Raw genomic sequence first — 17,817 nt, forward strand, 5'->3', positions numbered from 1 at the left:
CGGGCCGGTCTGACGACGCCCCGGAGAGCCAAGCATGTTGCTGGGCAAAGATCTTGCATATGGTGAACGCACGAACGGCAGGAGCACCATGACGACCAGGTGGTCACGCGCCCTCGACCGGGCGGGGATCAGTGATCCCGCACTGCGCCGCGCCTACAGCGGCCAGCGGCAGCTCGTGGCACGGTTCGCCCGCGCCGAGTACACGGCCGTACGCCTGCTCCTCCCGCCGCCGCTGATCCCCCACATCGTCGCCGCCACCGCCTTCATGCACCACACGGACACCCTCATCGACCAAGGGCCCATGAAGGAACGCCTTGAGGCGGCCGACAGCTGGCGACGGCAGGTCACCACGGCCCTGGACCGCGGCTCCAGCGAACACCCACTGCTCGGGGCACTGACCCACACCATCTCCCGGCACCCGCAACTCCAGGGGTACGTGCAGCAGTTCCTCAGCGGCGCCGACGTGGAAGTGGAGTGGGAAAGCTTCAGCGGCGAGGCGGACTTCCAGCACTACGTCACCGCCTACTCGCTGCCCGCGTTCATGCTCGTGGCCTGCCTGCTCGCTCCGGCGACGCCCAGCCGGGAGTACGTCACGGGCTGCCGCGCCTTCATCGAGGCCGGCCAGCGGCTCGACTTCCTGGACGACATCGCCGAAGACCTCGAACAGGGACGGACCGGGATCACGCACGAGGCCCTCGGCCGACACGGCCTCACACCCCAGGACCTGCGACACCGGCCGGCTCAGGGCTTCGAGGGCCTCCTGCACGAACAGGCGGTGCTCGTCCGGGCGGGGCTGGAGGAATCCCGCGGCATCGAGCAACACGTACACATCTCCAGCCGCCCCATGGTCCGCGCCCTCATCGACCTCCAAACGCTCCGGTTGGGCGCGGTGAAGAAAGCAGGGACCGCGCTCCTCAACGGATCCGCCCGCCCCCCGCTCGCGGAGGCGCTCCGCGTCCTGGGCCGGGAGTATCGGGCCGCACAGCGACAGGGGCGAACTCCGGGCCGGTAAAGCCCACTGTGGTCCGAGGGGTGCCGCTGATCGGAATGATGACGCCGACGCCCAAGATCAGCGAGTTGCGGGTCGATGGGGAGGGCGGCAGGGCCGTCCTGTGGAATAGGGCTGTTCGTATCCGCAGGTGAAGAAGGTCGAGATGACTCCGGACGAGGCTCTTCAGCAGTTCAGACGTATCGCGCTGGGAAGAGCGCTCGGCCGGCATGTCGGCTCCGACCGTCTCATCCAGTTGGGTCTGGACGCCTTGCTGGCGGGGGTGGAGAGCCCGTCGCTGGCCATGCTGGCCGGCCTGGTGCGAGGCGAGGAGCCGGAGGCACCCGGGCTCTTCGACCAAGTGTTGTGGGAACTGGACCTGTCCGTCGAGGTGCCGGACGACCCCCGCGCGGCCCAGTGGGCCCTGGCCTACTGGGCCGCCGAGCAGATAGTGGACGGCACCCTCGACCCCACTGCCGGAGCATGGCTGATCTGGTACGACGTCGCTTACGCCCTCGGCTATCCCAAGGCCCTCGAACCCCTCGGGCACTGCGCTCTGCTGCTGGACTCCTGGGACGAGGGCTGGAGCACCGCATTCGAGTCCCTGGAACGCGACACGATCCAGGCCGCCCGTGAGTTCCTGGGCACGCGCCCGCCGGGCGACCGCAGAGACTGAAGCATCGCACCCTCCGACCGGAGGCGGACGTGCCGTACGGGACGGCTTCGGCGGCGGCCGGGGCGGTTGGCGCCCCGGCCCGGCGCGTAGCCCGTGGCGCCGCCGGGCCCTCGGGAAGCCGCCGCTAGGAGTGGTGGATCGTGTGGCCGTCGGGGGCTTGGTAGCAGCCGGAGATGACGTTGATGCCGATGCTGGGGCGGTCGTTCTTGCCGTACTCGACGATCGAGACGCTCATCTTCTTGGCGTCGTTGTCGGCGACGAGATTGAGGTTCTTGTTCGGGCTGTTGTCGACGTACTCGTCCTTGAGCACCCAACCGCCCGTGTTGAGCTTCTCCTTGAGGTGCTTCATGGCGACGGCGGTGTCCGCGCCGGAGTTCGGCTCGAAGTTCCACGGGTGGTAGACCTGGAAGTACTTCTCCGGATCCTTGTCCCCGCATGCCGAGACACCGGGCCCGGCCTCCGAGGCTTTGGCGGGCACCCCGGCGAAGTCGAAGATCTGGCTGGAGACCGCCTTCACGGCGGCGACCGCGTCATCGGTGCGGGCGGTGCCCGCGAAGGGAATCTTCGGCGTGTCGTCGTCGCTCATGCCACATCCAGTGAGAAGAAGGCCGGTCAGTACGAGGGGGATCAGGGCGCTGCCCGGGCGGCGCCGACGAGGAGCGGGGAGCGGTGCGCGGAGCATTCGGGTCCTTGGCGGTGGTGTCGGGAGGGGGTGATGACGGTCGGGTCGGGTCGGCGCGAGTGCCGAGGCGGCCCGGACGGGATGCGTCACTGGGGAGCGGTGACGTTGCCGTACTGACCGAGCACGACCAGCGCCTGGTTCTTCAGGGCCGTCGTGTCCCTGTTCCAGTACTCACTGTGCCCGTTCGCTCCCTTCGTCGCCGAGGGGCCGCTGCCCTCGGGGTGCGTGTTCATCTGGTTCGCCCCGAAGGCCTCGTCGCTGGGGATGAGGAACACGCCCCCGCCCATCTTCCACTGGCTGCCGCCATGGCCCCAGCGGCCGATGTCCGGGACCTTGTCGCCGTCCGCTTCCTCGTTCCACACATGCCCCTTCGGAACGTCCATCTCGCCGGCCGAGCCCACCTTGACCCCCGGGCTCCCCGCGAAGATCACGTCATCCGCGTTGAGGTCGCCCTTCTCGGCCGCAGCACCGATGAGGGTGGTGCCGTAGGAGTGCCCGATGGCTGTGCGGTGCGGCTCGCCGGTACCACCGTACGAAGCGTCGAGACCGTCCATGAACTTCCGGTAGGCGGGCGCCCCGTCATAGGCGTAGTGCTCGAACGGAGAGTCCTTGACGATGTCCTGCGGGGCGTCGTAGCCGAGCCAGGCGATGGTCGACACGGACGCGTTGTGATCCGCGTGCTGGGTCTGGCGCCACAGCTCGGTCGTCCGGTCGATACTGCCGCCGAACCCTTCGAGGTTCGACGTCGTACCGGGTACGTACACGGCCTGGTGCTTGGCGGTGTCCGGGTTGCCGTTGGCCAGGATGGCCCGGCCGTGGCCCTCGGGGCTGAAGCCGAGCAGATACGCCTCGGGGAGCCCGTCCTTGCTGGTCTGGTCGAACCGATTCTGGATGGCGCCCATGCCCTTGAGGGACGACTCCAGGTGCCGGTACCGGTCTCCGTACTTCTTGTCCCAGTCCATCCACTCGTCGGTGTGCACCTTGGAGGGGAACATACCGGCGGTGATCCACGTCCACTCGTTGGCGGGCGGCTTCGGGATGCCGTTCAGCTCCGTCTGGTACTGGCCCCGCCGCTCGTCGAGGACCATACGGTTGGCCTCGTCCCGGACCGTGGCCGGCAGGCCGTCGAGGCTGCCGACCGTATCGGGATGCAGCGCGGTCCAGGCGGCCTGCTGGTCGGGGTCCAGGCCCTTCCACCAGTCCGCGTTGGCCTTCGGGCTGCCGTCCTTCGGGGGCTGCGGCAGGGAGTCCAGATAGTGCTGACCCGCCCCGCGCACGCCCTCCGTGTCCTTCGCGACGTCCGCCCAGTCCCCGTCGGAGACGACCAGGTCGTCGTCCGCCTTGAGCTTGCGCAGTTGCGGCGCCCACTTGTGATCCGTGTCGGTGGCCTCCTTGAGAGCCTCGGCTATGCGGTTGGCGATGCCCTGGGCGATGGCGTGGTTGGGGTTCGGGTCCTGGTTGACCGCCTGCTGCTCGATCAACCCGGCTGTCCCGGTGTACTTCGACGCGCCCGCCGAACCGGCCTTCGGCGGTGACCCGCCCGGGTTCTCCCCCGCCGCCGGATAACTCACCGCGCCGTCCGCACCCACCGTGAACTTGTGCTCGGCCGCCTCCGACAGCGCCCGCGTCAGCTTGTCCTGCGCCGGGCGCATGTCCGCCGCGAACGCCTTCAGGGCCGTCGCGATCAGGCCGCACTCGACCTGGACGTAGTGGAAGTCCTTGGTCACTTCCCGCAGTTGGCCGACGGCGGCGTCGGCCGTCTCTCCCTTGAGTACCTTCTGCATCTGAACGGTGATCCGCTGCTCCACAGCGTCCTTCGCCGAGCTCGCCATGTCGCTGGACGAGCGGTATCCGGCCGCGGCTTCCTCGAACTCGTTCAGCTTGAGCGTCTTGAGCGCCTCGATGTCCATGGCTCAGATCACTTTCCCTCGCCACCGACGGCCGGGGTGTCCTGGTACTGCTTCCCCAGTTCCACGAAGAGGCCCTTGATGTTGTCGTCGGTCAGGAGCAGGTCGTTGCCCGCCCGCTCCAACTTGCCCTGGAGGGCGGTGCACCGCCCGGACAGCTTGTCCAGGTACGTCTTCCAGCTCTGGTAGACCTCGGACTGCGCGGCCGCGCTCTCCACTCCGCCGCCGGCGCCCAGCCCCTGCTGACCGGTTTCGAGGGCGGTCAGCGCCTTCTTGACGTCGCTGCCCAGTCCGCCGACGGCACTGCCGGCCGCCGTCCAGGCGGCTTTGCTGGACTGAACGTCTCCCTTGCCGCTGCCACCGCTGTCGCCGGCACCGGCCAGCCGCATCCCGCCGCCGCCCGCAGGGCCACTCTTGAGCTGAGCCCACTCCTCAGCGAACGAACCCACGCGTTCCCCCTCTGGTCCCACCTGTCCCGCACGTCACCTTGGCCTCCACCGCCGCCAGGCTACAAGGAGGGGAACGGGGGCTTGTGAGTACGCGTACTCAGATCACGCGTTCCACGGGCCGCGCGGGTGCGGTATATTGGATCTTGAGCTTGCGGCCGCGATGAGCGGTTGCGGGACATGCGTTGGTGGTCCAAGGAAAGGCGCCCCACTTCCTGTGGGGAGATGTAGGTGCAAGGCCTGCCCAGCGCTCGATGAACAAGGGCCCCGGCCTCCGTATGGAGGCCGGGGCCCTTGTCTGTGCCGGCCGTTGGGACTTTGAGCGACAACGCCGAGCCTCCACCGCGTCGACCCGCGATACGGCCTGACCGACGGCGACTTCGCCGTACTCGGCCGGTGGCTGCGGCAGTTCACGCCCGTGTAGCCGGGGCGAGGGACACGTCGGCACCTCCGGACCCCGCCGTCGGACTTTCGTCCGGGCGGAGATCGGCACGCCGGGCGGTGCGCGGCGACTTTCGTGTGTGGTCAGGTCGTCCTGTCCCTGAAGCGGGTCGTGCCGGCTCCGGCGGTCCGGTGCCTCCTCTGCGAGGGATGCTGCTGCGCCGTACCACGGGGTACGGGTGAGCGCCCTGACGAGAGGAGAGCGTATGAGGCTGGGAGGCAAGCCGGTTGTACGGCTGGTGGCCGCACTGGCGGTGGCATCGGCCGGTGTCTTCGTGGCTACGGGCGAGAGGGCCCAGGCGATTGTGGGGGGAGCGAACGCGGAGCAGAGCTACTCGTTCATGGGCTCGCTGCAGGATGCCGGCGGCAACGAGGCGAAGCATCTGTGCGGTGTCGTACTCGTCAGGCCGGGTTGGGCGGTCACGGCCAATCACTGCACCTTCACGGGGCCCACCCCGAACGAAGCACGGTTTCTGAAGGTCAGGTTCGGCTCCGACCGGTGGAACAGCGGAGGCAAGGAGGTGGGCGTCGCACGGATCGTCCGCTACACCGAAGCGCCCGACTGGAGCGGCAAGGACATCGCCCTGCTGAAACTGTCCGAAGACGTCCCGCGAGCCCCCGCCGTGATCGGCTCGACGCGCCCTGAAGCCGGGGCAGCGGTCCGTCTCCTGGGCTGGGGCAGGACCTGCGGCAAGGAACGCGGGTGCGAGAAGACGACTCCCGAGGTGCTCAGGCAGTTGGACACCGCCGTGGCAGCGGATAAGGGCTGTGACGGCGGCAATTACGAGCCCACGCGCGAGATGTGTGTGAACGCCACGCCGAAGGACACCGTCTGCAAGGGCGACTCCGGAGGCCCCGCGCTGGTGCGAGCGAACGACGGATGGGCGCTCGCCGGAATCGCCAGCCGCAGGATCCGGCTCGGTGACTGCGGTACGTCCAACTTCTCGTACACCGACGCCAGTTCATTCCGGCAGTGGATCGACGAGACGGTGAGCGCCGATCAGGAGAAGCCTGTGGAGCAGCCTGCCGGTGGGCCGAGGAAGCCGGCAGAACAACCTGCCGGCGGGCCGAAGGAGCCGGGTAAGCAGCCGGACGGTGGGCCGAGCGCTCCCGGGGCCGCGCAGGAAGACCGGCGAAGCCCGGGGAGCGGCGATGACGACGGGCGAGGCGGCGAGGGTGGCGGGGACGGGGATCCCGGCAGCGCTGCGCTTCCGCCCTGGATCGAGATCCACTAAAGGAGTAGGTAGAAGGAGCACAAGGGGCCTCACGTCGATCCTGTGCTCAGCGGTCTGCACATGCCCTCACCCGTACGCGGGCGGGGGCGGTGGGGAACATTCGGGGTGTATTGACCGTTTACCTGTACGTGGGGGCGGCAAGGGGACAATGTCCCCCGAGCGGCGACCGCCCTTTCCGCACCCACTTCTGGACGGCCCCGGCCGTATCCCCCGATCGACCCGGGCCCGCCCCGGCCAGCCATCCCCCCCGGCTGGCCGGGGCTCAACGGCCTCAACGTGACCGTGCGGTAAATCGCCTGCGCGGCGGCAGCCGCCTCGGTAAGCGATCCTCGCGTCGTGTTATCGCCTTGTTAAGCCCCTCGGTCACGATTGCTTCATCGGGTCTGGACCGGGACCGAGTCGGGCGCATCGCATGTGGGTGTCTCCCGTCGGGAGGCCGTCCCGGGCTCCGGCATGAAGATCAAGAGCGGCCGTAAGTCGCTGACCTGTGGGGGTTTTCCTTGCTTCGCTTCAAGAGCATCACTGTGGCCGCCGTGGGCGTGGGCCTGTCCGCTGCCGGCCTGCTGGCCGGCGCCGGAACGGCCGCCGCCGGCACCAGCGGTCAGCAGGTGAGTGTGTCGACCCGCTGGTCGGACCAGATCAGGATCTGTGGCCGCAACCAGGCCGACCAAGAGGCCTGCACCGGCTGGATCGCCTCCCCCAACGACTGGACGGCGCTGCCTGGTTGGTGGTGGAAGGGCGAGCTGACCATCCAGGGCTACCAGCAGGAGAACGGGGAATACCGCGTCGGTTACTGCGACGTACCTCCCTCGCAGTCCGAGGACTGGACGAAGTGCAACCTCTTCGGCACGCTCTGACGGCTCCGCGAGGGGACCGCGCCGGTCGCGGGCGGGGCTCAACCGCCTGTCCGTGACCAGTGCGCTCTCTGTCCTGGCCGCGCCATGTCGGGGCCCGGGGCGTCGCCCCGTACACCTGATTCATCTAACTCATCTACAGGGGGACACTCATGCGCAGGATTACTAAAGTGCTCATCGCGGGCGTCGCAGCGGCGACATCCATCGTCGGTGTGGCCGGGACCGCTTCGGCGAACACCACAAGTGCCTTGTACCGAGGCCAGACCATCAACGTCGGGGACTCGATCATGGGCACCACCGGCACGAGCACGTGGTACGAGCTGATGATGCAGTCGGACGGCAACCTTGTCGAGTACCGCTGGGACGGCGACCCGACCCAGGGCTCCCAGAGCCGTCGGGTGTGCTGGTCATCGAACACCTATGGGTCGGGCGCCAACCACGCGACGTATCAGCAGGACGGCAACTTCGTGGTCTACACCCCGGGCGGTTACGCGGCGTGGTCGTCGAACTCCGCGGGTGGAGGGGGCTCGACCGTCGACATCAGCTCGCGCGGCGCCCTGTACGTCGGCACCAAGCAGATCTCCGGGGCGTGCTGACCCGTCTCCCCAGCTGACCGACGACTTGGTGCCGTCTCGCGAGCCGCGAGGCGGCACCGGCGTTTCAGCTTGACGTTCGAGGGCGGCGGCGCGTTCGCGTACCGGGGTTGCCTTGCCGTGTCAGCGGTCCATCCCCGGAAGACGTGGTGGGTCGGTCGGGGTTGGTGAGCCCCCTGTTAAAGTCACTTCACTCGCATGGGGGGCACGGCCGGGGGGCCTTTTCACTTCGTACGACCGCATCGTGTGGCGACACGTGATGCGGCGGTCTCTCATGCCTTGGCAAGGCTTCCGGAGGACCATCTTGAGACGTCACATGCTCGTACGGAGCGCTATCGCCGCGGTGCTGGCGACCGCTGCCGGGATCATGCCGCTGAGCGGTTCGCCCGCGGGGGCGGCGGAGCTGCCCGGTGAGGTCGTCGTCCCGGCCGAGCAGCGGGCGGATCCCGATGCGGACATGCTGGTGGATGCCGGGGAGACCGGCTATCTGTGGGGCAGGCCGGGCAACGGGTACAACTGGACTTCGTACGCCGACGGCTCCACCCGACGGCTTCCCCTGCCCAAGGGGAAGCGAGTGGAGGCCTACGCCACGGGCACCGACACGGTCGGGTTCGTCGACTCCGGCGAGCGTTTCGTGGTTCTGCGCGACATGAAGGACGGCTCGGAGCGGACCTTCCGGCTGCCCGATGGGCAGGCTCTGGAAGGCCTGTTCGGCGACGTGGTGGTGACCAGCGAGGTCCTCGCGGACCGGACGTACCGTGCCCACCTGCTGTCGTGGGAGAACGGCCGTGTCGCGGACCGCGTGGTTGCGGGGCTTCCCGAGGACGCACAGCTGATCCACGGACACTCCCAAAGCGGCGGGGACGGCGTGCTCGTCTTCTACGGGCAGGGCAGTGACCAGCTGCATGCGGCGTGGATCGACCGGTCGGGCCAGGCCCGGCTCTCGGACATACGCCCGACCGCACGCAGCGCCTTCAGCGGGGGCCGCTATGTCCAGTGGTGGCAGAGCGGGCGCGTCCGGGTGTGGAAGACCCCGGACTTCTCCACGCCTGTCCACGACTTCACCGTCCCCTACGAAGCGTCTTCGGCTGTGGTCGGCGTGCTGGGCAACGATCTCCTGATCACCCGCACCACCTCTGCGGACATCTCTTCGGGCACCGCCGCCAAGCGCCGTATCGTCGCGATCCCCCTCGGTGGCGGGCCTGAGCGGCCGGTGTTCGACGGCGTGTCCGGAAGCCCGGTCTTCCAGCCCGACGGAACGCTGCTGGTCGCACGGGCCACAGAAGGCCGTGAAGGACCGGAGCGGTCCGTGTACGCGGTGCGGCCGGCCGCCGACGGCGCCTTCACGGCCGACAAGATCGCGGACGCCCCCCGGGTCCGGACCGCGATCCGCGGCCTGACAATGGCCCAGGGGCGGCTGGACACGCTGGATCAGCTGCCGTGGAACCTCTCCAGGCTCCGCCGCACCGACATCTCCGTCTCCGGCCTGCTCACGCCGGGGCCGCGCCTGGACCGGGGCACCGACGGCTACGAGTTCCCTGACGCCAATTGCGGCGCGGCCTGGTGCAAGACGTTCCAGGCCACGGGCGACGGCAGGCTGGTGTACCGCTCGTCCGAGCGCAACAGCCTGCGCGTACTGGCCGACGGCGCGTCGCTGCCCGCCGCCGAGGTGCCCGTCGCGCGGGAGATGTACCAGGCCCACAAGTCCCATGCCTCCGGACGCTACGACGCGGTGCCCGTCGCCGGATCGGCCGACGACGGATACATGACGCATATCCAGGTGATCGACCTGGACACCGGCAAGCCCGTCTACACCAGCGCCGGCCATCGATCCGTGCCCGCGTACGCCTTGACCGGATCCACCCTGTGGCTGGAGGACGAGGACGGCGGCCCCGGTGCCGTCCTCTCCGTCGACGTCCGTACCGGCGCGGCCACCCCCCGGTTCCGCGCCGCGAACTGCGACATCACGGAACTGCTCGCCAACACGGGCTTCCTCTACTGGGCATGCGGCCAGACGGATTCGGGTCCCGTGGCCGCGGGCGGGTACGACCTCGCCGCCAAGCGGGCGGTACGGCTGCCCGAGCATCGTGAAGCCCTGCTGGGCGACGGCTACCTGGCCTGGGAGAAGGACGGCGTCCTCGCCGCCACCGACCTGCGCGGTACCACTGGCACCCGCACGCTCGGACGCCCCGCGCTGCGGGACGCGGGCATGGGCTGGACCGTGGACCGCTTCGGCGGCCCGCTCGCCTACACCGACCAGGACGGCGACCTCCACCTCGTCCCCTCGGGCGTACGGACCTCCGACCTCGCCGCCATCGACACGGACGCTCCGGCCGCGGCGCGGAACGGGGCCGACGGGTGGACGGCCCGCTGGTGGCTGTCGAAGCCCGCCGCCTCCTGGCAGTTGACGCTGAAGAGCACATCCACCGGCGCGGTCGTTCGCACGTTCGGAGGCGGTGAGGCGCGCGGCATCGTCAAGGCGGCCTGGGACGGCAAGGACGCTGCTGGACGGGCCCTCGCCAACGGCTCCTACACCTGGACCCTGACCGCTCGCCCCGCCGACGGACTCGGCACGGCCCTGAGCCGCAGCGGCACGCTCGTGCTCACCGGTGGACTCCCGGTCGCCCGCGACCACATCGGCCCGGGCGGCCCCGACGGCGTCGGCGACCTGCTTGGCTTCACCCCTGCCGGAACCGCCGACTTCCGAGGCGGTACCGGCCGCGGCGGTGTGGACGCGAAGGTGTCGGGCTCCGGCTGGACGGGGGCGAGCACCGTGACGGCCGCGGTCCCCTTCGGGGACGCGGACGGCGACGGCTGCAACGACGTCCTGATCCGCCTGAGCAGTGGTGAACTGCGCAGGTACAAGCCGGCCTGCGGTGCGGCGCTGACGCCCTCGGCGCCGTACACGAAGGTCGGCGGCGGCTGGCACATCTTCGACTCGCTCACATCGCCGGGCGACCTCACCGGCGACGGCCGCCCGGACGTGATTGCCCGTCAGGCGGCGACTGGCGAACTCTACTTGTACGCGGACGACGGCAGAGGCAACTTCAGCGCCCGCCTACGGATCGGCACGGGCTGGAAGGGGTATGTCCTGGTCGGCGTGGGCGACCTCACCGGCGACGGCAAGGCCGACCTGCTGGCCCGTGACGCCTCCGGCGTGCTGTGGCTCTACCCGGGCACCGGCAAGGGGACACTCGGCAACCGGATCAAGGTCGGCGGTGGCTGGCAGGTCTACAACGCCCTTGTCGGCGCGGGCGACCTGAACAACGACGGCAAGCCGGACCTGCTCGCCCTCGGCACGGACGGCGTGCTCTGGTCGTACGCCGGTGACGGCCACGGCAACTTCGGCGGCCGCATGAGGATCGGCGGCGGCTGGCAGATGTACAAGTACCTGTTCTGACCGTGAAGGCCGGTCCGCCCGTGCTGGGGCGGGCCAGGCCTACGGTACGGTCTGCCGCGGATGCCCGGGGACCGGGCTGATCGTCCTTTCAAGGGATGCGCACTCAAGGTTGGATGGTGCCCTCAGCCGGGGTTGCACGAGGGTCACTGCGGCGGGGCTCGGAGTGCAGGCCGGGTCGGTGAGGAGCCGGTTGTGTCGCCGACGCGGTTCCATGAGCCGGCTCCGCCGAACGAGGACTGCCCGCGGAGCCCTGGTGTGCTGCGGGTCCGGCCACCCTGACGGCCCGGCGTGACACGGCGCCACCGGGTGCCGGTCACTCGGCTGCGAGCGGTCAGATGCCTGGCGAGGTAGCACAGTTGGGTGTGGACAGATCGATCGCTGATGGATAGACAAGCACTCGAAACCGCGCCCGCCTATACGCACCCGCAGTTGCTGCCGTAAAAGACGAACCACACGGCCACAGCGCCGACGATGGTCAGCACCGCTGCCCCCAGCAGCCATGGCGATCGACGGTCCGGGTGGCTTCGGGCTTTGACGGCGGCGACGGTGACGACCGCGCCGGTCAGCAGGACGACCACGGTGCCCAGCGTGAGAGCGGGACTTCGGCCCCATCCCCAAAACAACCCGATGAGCACCCCTACGAGCAGCGCGCAACTCACCGCCTGCATGACGATTTCGGCGAGAAAGTCCCCGAGCAACTCGGTGAGGAACTCCAAGGCTTCGCGAAGGAGTCCGTGCTTGCGGCCGGGGCCGGTTGCCGGGGTGGTGTGATCGTGATCGGGTAACCCGTCCTCGGACGGCGAAGTCATGGCAGCCCCCGCTGGATGAGTACCGGCCCTGTAGGCCGTTTTCGCCGCGAGCCTATCGCCGAGTGAGCGGTCACTTGAGCCACTTCGTAGTGATCACCAGCATGGCCGGCGCCGGATCGCGCGGAGAGCCGCGGACGGCGCCCCCCCCCGGCATCAATCCTCTGGCCCTGTTGCCCTTGGTGTCACCGGGGTATCGGATGCGCCGCGGTCGGTCCGCCGTCGGTCTGCCGTCGGTCGTCTCTGTCCTGGGCCCGGCTCTCCAGCGGGGAGGGGAACGGCTCGGGCGTCGTCCGGGGGAAGGCTCGGCGGTAGGTGCCCGGGGACACGCCGATCTGTTTGAGGAAGTGGTGGCGGAGGTTGTTCGCCGTGCCGAGGCCGCTCAGCTCCCCGATCTTCTCGATGGGCAAGTCTGTTGATTCCAGCAGGCTCTGGGCCCGTCCCAGACGCTGGTTGAGGAGCCACTGGAGTGGAGTCGTCCCGGTGGCCGCCTGGAGTCGCCGGTGCAGGGTCCGCGGGCTCATCGCCGCGCGCCGGGCCAGATCCTCGACTGTGAGGGGTTGGTCCAGGTGGGTACGGGCCCAGTCCAGGACGGGCCCCAGGCTCGCGTCGTCGGTGGTGGGTACGGACAGGTCGATGAACTGCGCCTGGCCGCCGGGCCGGTGGGCGGGCACCACCATCCGGCGGGCCAGCTGGTTGGCGACGTGTGCGCCCAGGTCACGGCGCACCAGATGGAGGCAGAGGTCGAGTCCGGCGGTCAGCCCGGCGCTGGTGAGTACGTCGCCGTCGTCCACGTACAGCACCGAGTCGTCGACTTGTACCTTCGGGTAGCGCTCGGCCAGTTGAGCGGTGTGCATCCAGTGGGCGGTGGCGCGGCGTCCGTCGAGCAGCCCCGCCTCGGCGAGTGCGAAGGCGCCGGTGCACAGGGAGACCATGCGGGCGCCCGCGTCGTAGGCATCGCGCAGGGCCGTGATCAGCGCCGGTGGCAGCGGCATGCCCTCGTCTACGCAGGCATCGGGCACCGAGGGCACGATGACCGTGTCGGTGCCGACCAGGTCAGCGAGCCCGTAGCGGGTCCGCAGTGACAGCCCGGACCCGGTCGCGGAGCCGTCCTGCTGAGGCTCGCCCGTACTGCACAGTCGCAGGTCGTACCAGGGGTCGGCCAGGTCCGGCTGCGGCTTCCCGAAGACGGTGCAGGGGATGCTCAACTCGTACAGATCCCATGAGGGGACTCCGATGTCCTCGGCCACGACCACGGCGACGGAACCGGGACCGGGACCAGGACCAGGACCAGGACCAGGATTCATACCTTGAAGGGTATGGCAGGAATTTGGTGGTTGCCGTCACCAGCGTCACTGTTTCCGGCCGCCGCGCGCTGCGATCTTGGTCTTACGTGACCGACCGCCGCAGGCGGACGTAAAGGGAGTTGGGGCATGCATTCCGACCAACCGGCAGTAACCGTCATCGGCTTGGGCTCCATGGGTTCGGCGCTGGCCGCCGTACTGCTGGAGCGGGGCCACCGCACCACCGTGTGGAACCGCTCGGCGCACAGGGCCCGGTCGCTGGTCGACCGGGGCGCCCACCTGGCCGCGACACCCGAGGAGGCGATCGCGGCGAGCCCGCTGACCATCGTCTGCGTACTGGACTACGAGGTGCTGCACACCGTCCTCGACCCCGTCGCCGGCTCCCTCGCGGGCAAGGTCCTGGTCAACCTCACCTCCGGTTCCCCGGAGCAGGCCAACGAGGCCGCCGCATGGGCCCGGTCACACGCCGCCGACTACCTCGACGGCGCGATCATGACCACCCCGCCGGGGGTCGGCAGCCCCGAGATGATGTTCCTCTACAGCGGTTCGCACGCCGTCTTCGAAGCCCACCGTCCGACCCTGGCGTCCCTGGGGGATCCTCTGCACCTGGGCACCGACCCGGGCCTGGCCTCCCTCTACGACGCCGCCCTGCTCGGCCTGATGTGGTCCACCATGACCGGCTGGCTGCACGGCACCGCGCTGGTCGGCACGGAGAGGACACCGGCCACGGCCTTCACCCCGGTCGCGACCCGCTGGCTGACCGCCGTGGCCGGCTTCCTGACGACCTACGCGCCCCAGGTGGACGCCGGACGCTACCCGGGCGACGACGCCACCGTCGACGTGCAGATCGCGGCCATCGACCATCTCATCCACGCCGCGGCGGCCCGCGGCATCGACAACGCCCTGCCCGAACTCCTGAAGTCCGCCATGGAACGGACCAGGGCTGCGGGCCACGGCTCCGACAGCTACGCGAGCGTGATCGAGGTCCTGAAGAACCCGGCGGACCACACATGACCTGACACCGACAGCCGCCGCTCATCCCGCGCCGGACCCGACGGGAACGGAGTCACCGGCATCCTGGTGCCGGTTTCGAACCCGACTCCGTGGAGGTCCAACCTGCCCACGGTCCGGGCTGCTGAAGCACCTGCATTCAGGCGGCGTCCTATCGGCGGAAGTGGGCGCGGTGTTCGTGCAGGAAGGCGTCGACGGTACGGGGCGGGCGGCCGAGGATGTCGGTGACAGTGGTGGTGGGGGTTTCGGGTCTGGTAACGGCGAGTTGCTGGATCTCCGTCACGTGGTCGGCGAGCCAGGTGGGCATGTGGGCGCTGTGGATGAGGTTGTCGCGCAGTTCGTCCGGGGCGAGGTTGACGTAGCGGACCTGATTGCCCGTCAGGGTGGTCAGTCGTGACGCGAGTTCGGGGTGGGAGACGGCTTCGGGTCCGGTCAGGGAGTAGGTGCCGCCGACGATGTCGGGTCTGGTGAGGGCGGCGGCGGCGACGTCGCCGATGTCGCGGCAGTCGATGTAGTTGCAGGGTGCGTCGCCCATCGTGCCGAGGATGACGCCCTGGGCGACGGTGGGGGCCAGGCGTAGGAGGTTTTGCGTGAACGCGTAGGGGCGCAAGATGGTGTGGGGGAGGCCGCTGGCGCGCAGGTGTTCCTCGACGGCGTGGTGTCCGCGGGAGATGGCGACCGGGGAGTCGGGTTCGGCGGCGGGTGCGGAGATCTTGACGATGTGTCCGATGCCGGTGTGGGCGGCGATGTTGATGACGCGGGTTTCGAGTTCGACCTGTGCGGGGCTGTTGGCCATGGCGAGGAAGAGCTGGCTGGCGCCCTTGAAGGCGGTGCGCAGGGAGTGGGGGTCGGTGGCGTCGGCGTACTGGATCTCGACGGGCGGTTGGTGTGCGCCGGTTATGCCGGGGATCGGCCTGTGCGGGGTGCGGGTCAGTGCGCGGACGGGTGTGCCGAGTGTCAGGAGGCTGTGGAGCAGGGCATTTCCGGTTGCACCGGTCGCTCCCATGACAACGATCATCGTGTGCTCATTCCTTGGTGACTTCCCGGCGGCGGGTGCTGCCGGGGTGGGCTCGGTCGGGCTTGGGCTCGGTTGGGCTTGGGCACGTGGGGTGGGCGGGCCCGATGCAGGGGTGGGCTATACCGGGGATGCTGTGGCGGTGCTGCGCCAGCGCAGGGTGACGATGGCGGTGGCGAGGGCTGCGGAGACGGGCAGGTCGATGCGCAGGCGCTCCAGCCACGGGGTGGCGGGGACCGGGGTGTGGGCGGGTAGCCATTGGGCGGTGAACCATCCCAGCAGGGCCGCCGCGCCGGCGGCGATGATGACGAGTGCGGCGGTCAGGGCGACGCGCGGCGTGGTGGTGGTCCACCGTCGGGGCTGCCCTCCGTGCCGCAGCCAGGTGCCGGCCAGGAACGCCACCACGGCGGAGGTGCCGGCGATGGAGGTGCAGGCGGCCACGGCCAGGTCCTGCTGCCCGGTGACGACTCCGGCGGTACCGGCCATCAGCGCGGGGGCGGCATAGGCGGTCAGCACCTCGCGCCACAAGGTGAACGGCCGGGAGGCTGCCCGGTTTCGGCTGGTTCTGTCCTTCGTTGCGGGCATGCTTGGCCTCTTTCTCGTTCGTGTGAGGGAAGCGAAGAGTTGGGGTGGGGAGCGGCAGGCCTACTCCGCCAATATAATTAGGCAGCTAACTATTGCCTCGTAGAAAGGGCCCTGCCCGGTGGGCGGGGCCAAACCGGCCGAGAGTAAGAGTCAGTCGGCGGCCAGGGCCGCGCTGCCGCGCACCACACGGGCGAGCAGATCCAGGAACACCGCACGCTCCTCGACGGAAAGCCCGCCCACCATCGCCTCCAGCCGCCCGAAATGCTCGGACGCCATGTCACGCAGGCGCTGCGCGCCGCGCGCGGTCAGGACGGCCACCGTGCCCCGGCCGTCCTCCGTGGACGGGCGGCGGGCGATCAGGCCCTCGCGCTCAAGGCCGTCCAGCAGGCCGGTGACCGTGGCCCTGGAGACATCGAGGTCGAGCGCGAGGCGCGAGGGGGATTTCTCCCCGCCGTGGTCTTCGAGGTCGGCGAGCAGGCGGTAGCGCCCCGTCGACAGGCCGAACTTGGCGAAGTGCGCCTCGGCCGCCCGGCCGACCCTCGCGCCCGCCGAGATCAGCCGTACCGCGACCAGCACCGCCTGCGGATCGACCTCCAGGCCGTAGTGCTCGACCTGTCGTCGGGCCTGGTCCAGCGTGGGGGCCTCGCCATCGATGTCTGCCCTCGTCATGCAAGTAATATGGCGGCTAATCACTCTGACTGTCAAGGGCGATCTGCTACGGCAAGCGCGACCGCATCCAGCAGTCCTTTCGCCAGGGTCAGGAGGACCAGTGACGCCAGGGGGTGGGTGAGTGGCTTCGTGTGGTGTGGTGGTGGACGGCCGCAGGCCAACGGCCTTGTGGGCCGGGGCCTTCCGGCCGGCCGAATGCGCGACCAGACAGCAGTGAAGGCCGAGGGAATCTGCGACCTGTTCGAGCAGTATCCCCAGGTCAGGGCCAAGGTCGACGCGGGCTAGCGCGGACTTGCCAAGCAGTTCCCCGACCAGGTCCAAGCCCCGCCGCTCAAAACGAAGAAGGGCGCCCCACCCGAAGACATCACAGCCTGGGACTCGGCCCGCCATCAGCAGTCCTCGGAGCGCATCTGCGTCGAGCACGCCAACGCTGAACACAAGCAGTGGCCAACCCTCCAGCGCTACGGCACGACGAACCTCGACGAACTGAGCGAGTCCTTCCACGACTGCTTCACCAGCGGAGACCCCGGGTGCGTGGGCGACATGCTGTTCGGCGGTACCACCCGCGACCACCGCTGACCAGCGGGTTCCGAGAAAGCGGCGATCTCGGAGTTGCGGGCCCCAGCCGTTTCAGGCCGCGTTGGTGGGGTTGGTCGTCTGGGTGGTGCGGCGGTGTTCGGCGTTGATGCGTTGGGCTTCTTGGAGTTGGTCTTCGAGGATGATGATGCGGCAGGCGGCTTCGATGGGGGTGCCCTGGTCGACGAGTTCGCGGGCGCGGGCGGCGATGCGCAGTTGGTAGCGGGAGTAGCGGCGGTGTCCGCCTTCGGAGCGCAGTGGGGTGATGAGGCGGGCGTCTCCGATGGCGCGGAGGAAGCCCTGGGTGGTGCCGAGTATTTCGGCGGCCCGGCCCATGGTGTAGGCGGGGTAGTCGTCGTCGTCGAGACGGCCGTAGGAGTCGTCTGCTGTCATCTGCACCTCTCTGGGGTTCCTGTGGTGTCTGTGGTGTCCGTGGAACGCGTTGAGGGGCCCTGGTGCCATTTGGCACCAGGGCCCCGAAGGAACTACTACACCATCTGCCGGCCCTAGTGCCGCACCGGCCTTCTGTGTCCGCAGAGCCGGCCGACATGCTGCCGGGGCTGCGGGGATCGCGGTTGCTTGACCGGAGACCACCTCACTATCGATGTCCTGCGGTACCCGGGCTCAAG

Annotated in this window: 16 protein-coding genes; 7 read left to right on the top strand and 9 right to left on the bottom strand. The window is 69.4% G+C overall.

Going from position 1 to position 17,817, the window contains the following annotated elements; translation table 11 throughout:
- Positions 1-88: 88 nt before the first annotated feature.
- Together OG965_RS40700 and OG965_RS40705 are read left to right on the top strand one after the other, a co-directional pair.
- Positions 89-1,012 (top strand): squalene/phytoene synthase family protein, encoded by a 924-nt coding sequence (locus OG965_RS40700; RefSeq protein ID WP_371657221.1) that lies wholly within the window; start codon positions 89-91, stop codon positions 1,010-1,012.
- Between the two features lie 142 nt (positions 1,013-1,154).
- Positions 1,155-1,664, top strand: a complete 510-nt coding sequence (locus tag OG965_RS40705) for a hypothetical protein (protein ID WP_331723690.1) — start codon at positions 1,155-1,157, stop codon at positions 1,662-1,664.
- 124 nt (positions 1,665-1,788) lie between these two features.
- Here OG965_RS40705 and OG965_RS40710 read toward each other — a convergent pair whose 3' ends face one another.
- The 3 genes from OG965_RS40710 to OG965_RS40720 form a co-directional block, all read right to left on the bottom strand.
- Positions 1,789-2,250 carry a hypothetical protein gene (locus OG965_RS40710; RefSeq protein WP_371657222.1) on the bottom strand — a complete coding sequence of 154 codons (462 nt, stop codon included), beginning with the start codon at positions 2,248-2,250 and terminating at the stop codon, positions 1,789-1,791.
- A 182-nt stretch (positions 2,251-2,432) separates the two neighbouring features.
- Positions 2,433-4,256, bottom strand: a complete 1,824-nt coding sequence (locus tag OG965_RS40715; RefSeq protein ID WP_331723692.1) for an alpha/beta hydrolase — start codon at positions 4,254-4,256, stop codon at positions 2,433-2,435.
- An 8-nt stretch (positions 4,257-4,264) separates the two neighbouring features.
- Complete coding sequence (locus tag OG965_RS40720; protein WP_331723693.1) at positions 4,265-4,702, bottom strand: hypothetical protein; 438 nt, start codon at positions 4,700-4,702, stop codon at positions 4,265-4,267.
- 644 nt (positions 4,703-5,346) lie between these two features.
- Between OG965_RS40720 and OG965_RS40725 the strand changes: the two genes are divergently transcribed.
- The 4 genes from OG965_RS40725 (at position 5,347) to OG965_RS40740 (ending at position 11,222) form a co-directional block, all read left to right on the top strand.
- Positions 5,347-6,375: a trypsin-like serine protease gene (locus OG965_RS40725; RefSeq protein WP_331723694.1), complete on the top strand. Its 1,029-nt coding sequence runs from the start codon at positions 5,347-5,349 to the stop codon at positions 6,373-6,375.
- 500 nt (positions 6,376-6,875) lie between these two features.
- Positions 6,876-7,232 (top strand): hypothetical protein, encoded by a 357-nt coding sequence (locus OG965_RS40730; protein WP_331723695.1) that lies wholly within the window; start codon positions 6,876-6,878, stop codon positions 7,230-7,232.
- 149 nt (positions 7,233-7,381) lie between these two features.
- Entirely contained in the window at positions 7,382-7,825 is a 444-nt protein-coding gene (locus OG965_RS40735; RefSeq protein WP_331723696.1) for a hypothetical protein, read from the top strand.
- 301 nt (positions 7,826-8,126) lie between these two features.
- Entirely contained in the window at positions 8,127-11,222 is a 3,096-nt protein-coding gene (locus OG965_RS40740; protein WP_331723697.1) for an FG-GAP-like repeat-containing protein, read from the top strand.
- A 413-nt stretch (positions 11,223-11,635) separates the two neighbouring features.
- Here OG965_RS40740 and OG965_RS40745 read toward each other — a convergent pair whose 3' ends face one another.
- Positions 11,636-12,031, bottom strand: a complete 396-nt coding sequence (locus tag OG965_RS40745) for a hypothetical protein (protein ID WP_331723698.1) — start codon at positions 12,029-12,031, stop codon at positions 11,636-11,638.
- Between the two features lie 182 nt (positions 12,032-12,213).
- Complete coding sequence (locus tag OG965_RS40750) at positions 12,214-13,335, bottom strand: helix-turn-helix domain-containing protein (RefSeq protein ID WP_331723699.1); 1,122 nt, start codon at positions 13,333-13,335, stop codon at positions 12,214-12,216.
- A gap of 126 nt (positions 13,336-13,461) precedes the next feature.
- On the opposite strand from OG965_RS40750, the gene OG965_RS40755 reads away from it, so the two are divergent.
- Complete coding sequence (locus tag OG965_RS40755; protein ID WP_331723700.1) at positions 13,462-14,346, top strand: NAD(P)-binding domain-containing protein; 885 nt, start codon at positions 13,462-13,464, stop codon at positions 14,344-14,346.
- A gap of 148 nt (positions 14,347-14,494) precedes the next feature.
- On the opposite strand, the gene OG965_RS40760 is transcribed toward OG965_RS40755, so the two are convergent.
- From OG965_RS40760 to OG965_RS40775, 4 genes are all read right to left on the bottom strand, one after another.
- Positions 14,495-15,361, bottom strand: coding sequence for an NmrA family NAD(P)-binding protein (locus OG965_RS40760; RefSeq protein ID WP_331723701.1), 867 nt, complete (start codon positions 15,359-15,361; stop codon positions 14,495-14,497).
- A gap of 117 nt (positions 15,362-15,478) precedes the next feature.
- Positions 15,479-15,943, bottom strand: a complete 465-nt coding sequence (locus OG965_RS40765; RefSeq protein ID WP_331723702.1) for a hypothetical protein — start codon at positions 15,941-15,943, stop codon at positions 15,479-15,481.
- Between the two features lie 150 nt (positions 15,944-16,093).
- Positions 16,094-16,612 carry a MarR family transcriptional regulator gene (locus tag OG965_RS40770; RefSeq protein ID WP_331723703.1) on the bottom strand — a complete coding sequence of 173 codons (519 nt, stop codon included), beginning with the start codon at positions 16,610-16,612 and terminating at the stop codon, positions 16,094-16,096.
- Between the two features lie 630 nt (positions 16,613-17,242).
- Complete coding sequence (locus OG965_RS40775) at positions 17,243-17,581, bottom strand: MerR family transcriptional regulator (RefSeq protein ID WP_331723704.1); 339 nt, start codon at positions 17,579-17,581, stop codon at positions 17,243-17,245.
- Positions 17,582-17,817: the final 236 nt, after the last annotated feature.

It is taken from the genome of Streptomyces sp. NBC_00224 (assembly GCF_041435195.1).
Classification (GTDB): Bacteria; Actinomycetota; Actinomycetes; order Streptomycetales; family Streptomycetaceae; genus Streptomyces.

Bases quoted from the DNA above. Each gene is read 5' to 3' on its own strand.
- OG965_RS40765 (WP_331723702.1), bottom strand. From the start codon at position 15,943: ATGCCCGCAACGAAGGACAGAACCAGCCGAAACCGGGCAGCCTCCCGG.
- OG965_RS40775 (WP_331723704.1), bottom strand. From the start codon at position 17,581: ATGACAGCAGACGACTCCTACGGCCGTCTCGACGACGACGACTACCCC.
- OG965_RS40760 (WP_331723701.1), bottom strand. From the start codon at position 15,361: ATGATCGTTGTCATGGGAGCGACCGGTGCAACCGGAAATGCCCTGCTC.
- OG965_RS40710 (WP_371657222.1), bottom strand. From the start codon at position 2,250: ATGAGCGACGACGACACGCCGAAGATTCCCTTCGCGGGCACCGCCCGC.
- OG965_RS40750 (WP_331723699.1), bottom strand. From the start codon at position 13,335: ATGAATCCTGGTCCTGGTCCTGGTCCTGGTCCCGGTCCCGGTTCCGTC.
- OG965_RS40745 (WP_331723698.1), bottom strand. From the start codon at position 12,031: ATGACTTCGCCGTCCGAGGACGGGTTACCCGATCACGATCACACCACC.
- OG965_RS40755 (WP_331723700.1), top strand. From the start codon at position 13,462: ATGCATTCCGACCAACCGGCAGTAACCGTCATCGGCTTGGGCTCCATG.
- OG965_RS40735 (WP_331723696.1), top strand. From the start codon at position 7,382: ATGCGCAGGATTACTAAAGTGCTCATCGCGGGCGTCGCAGCGGCGACA.
- OG965_RS40715 (WP_331723692.1), bottom strand. From the start codon at position 4,256: ATGGACATCGAGGCGCTCAAGACGCTCAAGCTGAACGAGTTCGAGGAA.
- OG965_RS40725 (WP_331723694.1), top strand. From the start codon at position 5,347: ATGAGGCTGGGAGGCAAGCCGGTTGTACGGCTGGTGGCCGCACTGGCG.
- OG965_RS40770 (WP_331723703.1), bottom strand. From the start codon at position 16,612: ATGACGAGGGCAGACATCGATGGCGAGGCCCCCACGCTGGACCAGGCC.
- OG965_RS40705 (WP_331723690.1), top strand. From the start codon at position 1,155: ATGACTCCGGACGAGGCTCTTCAGCAGTTCAGACGTATCGCGCTGGGA.
- OG965_RS40700 (WP_371657221.1), top strand. From the start codon at position 89: ATGACGACCAGGTGGTCACGCGCCCTCGACCGGGCGGGGATCAGTGAT.